At 68.3% G+C, this 5,192-nt stretch carries 7 protein-coding genes and 1 pseudogene; 5 read left to right on the top strand and 3 right to left on the bottom strand.

Going from position 1 to position 5,192, the window contains the following annotated elements; all coding sequences use genetic code 11:
- The 4 genes from WA805_RS15000 to WA805_RS14985 form a co-directional block, all read left to right on the top strand.
- Positions 1–246: hypothetical protein (locus WA805_RS15000; protein WP_425242622.1), on the top strand; the 246-nt coding region annotated here is incomplete at its 5' end.
- A complete protein-coding gene (locus WA805_RS14995; protein ID WP_425242623.1) occupies positions 144–1,139 on the top strand; it encodes an alkaline phosphatase family protein in 996 nt (331 codons plus the stop codon). The genes WA805_RS15000 and WA805_RS14995, both read left to right, overlap by 103 nt.
- Positions 1,140–1,181: 42 nt before the next feature.
- Positions 1,182–1,547, top strand: coding sequence for a hypothetical protein (locus tag WA805_RS14990; RefSeq protein WP_422338728.1), 366 nt, complete (start codon positions 1,182–1,184; stop codon positions 1,545–1,547).
- On the top strand, positions 1,540–2,052 hold the full coding sequence (locus WA805_RS14985; RefSeq protein WP_422287605.1) for a hypothetical protein: 513 nt from the start codon (positions 1,540–1,542) through the stop codon (positions 2,050–2,052). The genes WA805_RS14990 and WA805_RS14985 overlap by 8 nt, the downstream gene beginning before the upstream one ends.
- Here WA805_RS14985 and WA805_RS14980 read toward each other — a convergent pair.
- Positions 2,028–2,870, bottom strand: coding sequence for a hypothetical protein (locus WA805_RS14980; protein WP_422287607.1), 843 nt, complete (start codon positions 2,868–2,870; stop codon positions 2,028–2,030). The two genes, WA805_RS14985 and WA805_RS14980, sit on opposite strands and share 25 nt — an antisense overlap.
- 29 nt (positions 2,871–2,899) lie before the next feature.
- Positions 2,900–3,922, bottom strand: coding sequence for an FHA domain-containing protein (locus WA805_RS14975; RefSeq protein ID WP_422323515.1), 1,023 nt, complete (start codon positions 3,920–3,922; stop codon positions 2,900–2,902).
- Between the two features lie 305 nt (positions 3,923–4,227).
- On the opposite strand from WA805_RS14975, the gene WA805_RS14970 reads away from it, so the two are divergent.
- Complete coding sequence (locus tag WA805_RS14970) at positions 4,228–4,881, top strand: polysaccharide deacetylase family protein (RefSeq protein WP_422271775.1); 654 nt, start codon at positions 4,228–4,230, stop codon at positions 4,879–4,881.
- 52 nt (positions 4,882–4,933) lie between these two features.
- Here WA805_RS14970 and WA805_RS14965 read toward each other — a convergent pair.
- Positions 4,934–5,192: pseudogene (locus tag WA805_RS14965) on the bottom strand (NAD-dependent epimerase/dehydratase family protein); the annotation flags it as partial.

Genomic DNA, 5,192 nt, shown 5'->3' with positions numbered 1-5,192 from the left:
CAGAGCTGGAGCGCCAGCCACACGCAGTGGGCCGCCGGCAAGATGAACGGTTTCGTGACCTCGACGGAGCAGGCCGCGCCCGAGGGTGACAAGACCGCGGCCATGGTCTACTGGACGGACCAGGATCTGCCCTTTACCACGGACTGGCCCGGACGTTTCCGCTGGCCGACCGCTGGTTCAGCTCGTGTCTCGGGCCGACGTTCCCTAACCGCCGGTTCCTGCTGGCCGGGACGGCCAACGGCCTGATGGATGACCTGCCCTTCAACCTGCTGGACCGGCCGCGGGCCGGCACCATCATGGACATGCTGACCCGGCACGGGATCTCCTGGGTCAACTACCGGCCGGCCGGCGGCGACCAGTCCGAGTTCCGTCGCTACCTGCAGTACCGGCACCGCCGGAACCGGCACCATCTGTCCTCGCTCGGCCGTCCGCTGCGCAAGACCAGCGACGTGTTCAAGCGGGATCTCCAGTTCACGTCGGCCATTTACCCGCTCGGGATGGCCAGCTACATGGCCCACGTCCGCAGCATCGAGCAGTTCTTCGCCGATGCCGACTCCGGCAATCTCCCGTCGTTCTGCATCGTCGACCCGGACTTCGGCAGTTTCTCGGAGGAGAACCCGCAGGACGTCCGCAAGGGGGAGAGCTTCGCCGCTGAGGTGATCAGCCGGGTCATGCACGGCCCGGGCTGGGCGGACACGCTGCTCATCTGGCTCTACGACGAGCACGGCGGCTACTACGACCACGTCGTCCCGCCCGCGGCGGTGCCGCCGGACGACGTCCCAGGTCGCAGCCGGGTCGCGCACCCGTCTCCGCTGCACAGCCTGCTGAAGGTGCTGTCCCCCAGCTATGTCCGGCATGCCAAGCAGCTCGTCGAGGGCCCGAATGCCTATGACAACTACGGGTTCCGGGTGCCCGCGGTGATCGTGTCGCCCTACGCGCGGCCGGATTGCGTCCTGTCAGACGTATTCGACCACACCTCGATACTGAAGCTCGTCGAGGAGAAGTGGAACCTGCCTGCGCTGACCAGGCGGGACGCGGCGGCGACCGCGCCGCTCGGCGCACTGGACCTGACGGCCCCCCCGTCGTTCCTGACGCCACCGGCGCTACCCGCGCCGGCGCTGCAGTGGGGCACCTGGTAGGCGTGGGCGCTCGTTACTACGAAACGTAGTAACATGTCGTCCGTGAACGGCGCCGTTCCCACGACGATCATCGTCGCCGGTCTCGCGCTTGCCGCGTACGCGCTGCTGATGACCGCCTTCAACCGGCGAATGGGCATTGGCCTGCTCGCCGCGCTCGGCGTCCTTGAGATCCTGCTCCTTGTCCTGGTCGGCCTCATCGTGGCCAAGCTCGCCGGCGGCGGACGCCCGGCCTCACTGGCTACGCTCATCGGGTACCTGATCGCGATGCCGCTCGTCCCGGTGGCCGCGGGATTCTGGGGGCTGCTGGAGCGATCACGGTGGGGCTCGGCGGTTGTCGCCGTGGCCGGGCTGGTCGCGGCCGTGCTAATGGTGCGGCTGCATGAGATCTGGCCGGTCATCCATGTCTGAGCCCGCGGCATCGCCGCCGGACTCGACCAGGACAGGCCCTGGCCGGGTGCTGATCGCCGTCTACGCTCTCTTCGCGCTCTCGGCTTCCGCGCGGGCCGCGGTGCAGATCGCGACGAAGTTCAGCCACGCCCCGGTCGCCTACCTGCTGTCGGCCTTGGCTGCCGTGATCTACATCCTCGCCACGGTCACCTTCGCCGTTGGCAGTCCGGCAGCACGCCGTATCGCCGTCCTGTCCTGCTCGGTCGAGCTCGTCGGCGTGCTGGCAGTCGGCACCTGGAGCCTCGCCGACCGGGCCACCTTCCCCGATGCCACGGTGTGGTCCGGCTATGGCAGCGGCTACGGCTTCGTCCCGCTCGTCCTCCCCGTGCTCGGCCTGCTCTGGCTACGCCACTGGAGCAAGCGGGCCAGGACCCAGGAGACAGTGGTGACGTCAGCGGGAGACGCAGACGAGGCGGCTCGCTCAAAGTCGGCGTTACGCGCTCAGGTGTCCTTCGGCCGGTACTGAAGCCGCAGCCTGGCCCGCTCGCAGATGCCGGCGCGCTCGTTCGCCGCGGCGACACGCCTCGCCTGGTCCAGATCGGCCGGAGTCAGGAGCCCGTTGCCAAGGAGGAAGCCAGCGAGGTCCCTGGCATGCCCCCGCTCCTGCCAGATGAGGCCCTGCAGGAGCTTCTTGTAGTCGGATACCGCCCCCTCACCGCTGAGGTCCAGCGCGATGACCACGTTGATCATCGGCACAGGTTGCGGGGCTGGCCGCCCGAGAATGAATTCCTCGTAGTAGTAGGCCATCGCGAGCCGCGCGCTGGCGTTCCGCTGGAAATAGGACCGTACGCGGGCCACCGCGTCCTCACCCAGCGGTTCTGGCGGCCGGCCGCGCCGCGTGAACTCGCGCTCCCGTGTGACCGTTTCACTGTCGCCGCCGCGGGCCGGTTCGACGGGCGGCCGCTCGGGTACCTCATGCCGGAGCCGCACCACCCAAGAGCCGATGCTGACCAGCCACAGGCCGCCCTCTAGCACGACCGGTGCCGCTTCGTAGCGTTCCGGAGCCATGGGAAGCACGTGGCGTGCCGTCCGCCGGACCATCTCCGGGTCGGGCAGCGGTTCGGAGGCATCGGGCGCCAGATAGACCCGGTGGGACGTGTCACGGCTGAAGAGCTCCCAGCCGTGATTGACGTAGCGGAGCCCCGCGCATCGCGGCGCGCGGTGCAAGGTGAGATCCTCGTTGCCGCTGAGCAGCGACCGGTCCAGCCAGGTGATCTCCTCGTGCGGGCAGCTCGTCCACTCGCCGGGCTTCGCCGACCAGAGGAAGAGCTGACCAATCGCCACCTCAGTGACAATAGCCGGACTGGCTGACCTCAGCCGATCTCGACCCGGGAGGTCACCGCATCCGGTCTCGAGCCCCAGCGGATGGTGTCGCCATCGGTCAGGGGCTGCTCTGTCTCCGCGGGCGTCCCGTTCACGGTGAGCCCGTTCATGCCCAGGTTGGTCACCCACCAGCGGCCTTCAGAGAAGGCGAATCTGGCGTGCTTCCTCGATATCGTGGAGACGTTCGGCAGGACCAGGTCAACCGACCCGCGCCCCGCCTCCGCGCCCGTCATCCGGGTTTGCGCTACCAAGTCGCCCGTGATCAGCCGCAGAACGGGGACTGGAGGCACCGTGTTCTCCATGACCGTGGCCGTGCCGCTATCGGTGAGCGTGTGCGCGTCGACGATCGTGAGATCAGGGCCTGGTTCGCGCCAGTCCCATTCATTGAGATCAGCGTCCGCGTCGCTGTACCGCGGTACGGCGTAGGCGAACTCGCGCTGGGCCGCCGCGGTTGCCGGGTGGCCCTGCCGGAGGCGGTAGCGGCCCCGCGGGACCCACTCGTCCGCCAGCAGGTATACCTCCGCTCGCTCTGGCGTCGCGAAGCGGGCGCGGTACTTGGCGATCTGTTCCTCATAGAACTCGGTCACGCTCGCGGTGACTACGCTGAGCTCGATCCGATCGCATAGCGATGCCAGATCTTCCGGGTTCAGCTGGATCTCGACCACGTTCGGGGCGAACAGCGCGCCGCTTGGCGCGACCACGAAGACGTCGGGGAGGTGGTTCATGGCGACTCGCAGCACGTCCTGCCCGTCACGCCAGGGCCGCGACGCCAGCTGGCGTATCCACGGGTGATCCCGCGTTACGCCCATGGACCGCAGGAAGACAACGGCTATCGCGGCAGTCGCGGCCAAGGCCGCCAGCAGCAGGGTCGCCGAGATGACGGAACCCGCTATCAGGTAGAGGAGGAGCCAGGCGCCGACGCAGCCGCCAGCCAGGGTCCAGCGCCTCCGGCTTCGGCGCGGAAAGGGTGCACGCGCTGCGTTCCTGCCGTCCATCCCCCTGTCCTGGGTCATCGAACTCCCGCCTTTTGCCGTCAGCCAATGGGTCACGTCCCGTGAACAGAGGATGCGGGCGGAGTCTGCGCCAGTCAACGAAAACCGGCCAGCTTCCAGACTTCTGGAATTTACGAGGCGCCCTGATAATCGCGGTTGGCCGACCGGATCGCCAGGCCCGTCATGTCGACATGGTAAGATTCGATTATCATGTAAGAAGTCGCAGATGGTATAGAGATACGATTCTCTAGCTCTCCCTTCTCGTCCCGGCATGAAGGGCCTGACCGTCGCGTCCGGAACACAATGCGCCAAGACGAGGTGGATAAGTGGCTGACAAGAAGCTGACCCTGACCTTCGACCATGGCCCGACACCAGGCGTGACAGAACGGGTCATGGACGTGCTCAGGGAGCGCGACCTGCACGCCACGTTCTTCCCGACTGGCAGCCATCTCGCCGAGCCGGGGGTGCGCGCGCTTACCGAACGCGTGCTCGCCGAGGGCCACTGGCTAGGGAACCACACCATGACCCACGGAGCGCCGCTCGGGAAGCGGAATGACCCGGCCGTCGAGGTCGGCGAGATCGCGCTGGCCCAGGAGGCACTCGGCAGCCTGAGCCACCCCGACAAGCTGTTCAGGCCGAACGGCAGCGGCCAGGTCGGCCCGCACCTGCTCAGCCCTGCCGCCCTCGACTTCATCATCGAGCGCGGCTACACCGTCGTCATATGGGACATCTACGTCCGCGACACGCACGAGCCGGAGGGATGGGCCGACCGCGCGCTCGCCCGGCTCGGCGAGCGCGACTGGAACGTGCTGGTGGCCCACGACCTGCCCACCGGCGCGATGAAGGACCTGCCGTGGCTGCTCGACACGGTCCTTGACGCCGGCATTGAGATAGTCCAGGAGATCCCGGACCATGTCACGCCAGTGCGGCGCGGGCACCCCGCCGACTGGGTCGCCGACGTCAGCTCGGGCCAGCACTGACGTAGTTCCGGGCCCGGCTGCTCGACTGCTGAGGCGCGGCCCTGCGTGACGGTCAGGCGTGGGCGGCCAGGAACTGGTCCCAGGTGCGGGAGCCGACGGTGTGCCCCGGCGGCGGCAGCAGAGCGCCGTTGCGGACCGCCCGGGTGCCCGGTACCAGAACCGGCAGCACCCGTCGGCGACGGTGGCTTGCCGTCAGGTACCCCCGGATTAGGTCCGTCCAGTTGCTCACCTGCGGGCCGGCCATGTCCGGCGCGCGACCGACGGGCTCGCCCAGCGTCAGCTCGACGAGTCGGGCCGCCACGTCGCGGGGA

This window comes from Trebonia sp., from assembly GCF_049794275.1.
GTDB lineage: Bacteria > Actinomycetota > Actinomycetes > Streptosporangiales > Streptosporangiaceae > Trebonia.
This window is presented reverse-complemented; position numbering and strand designations above follow the sequence as displayed.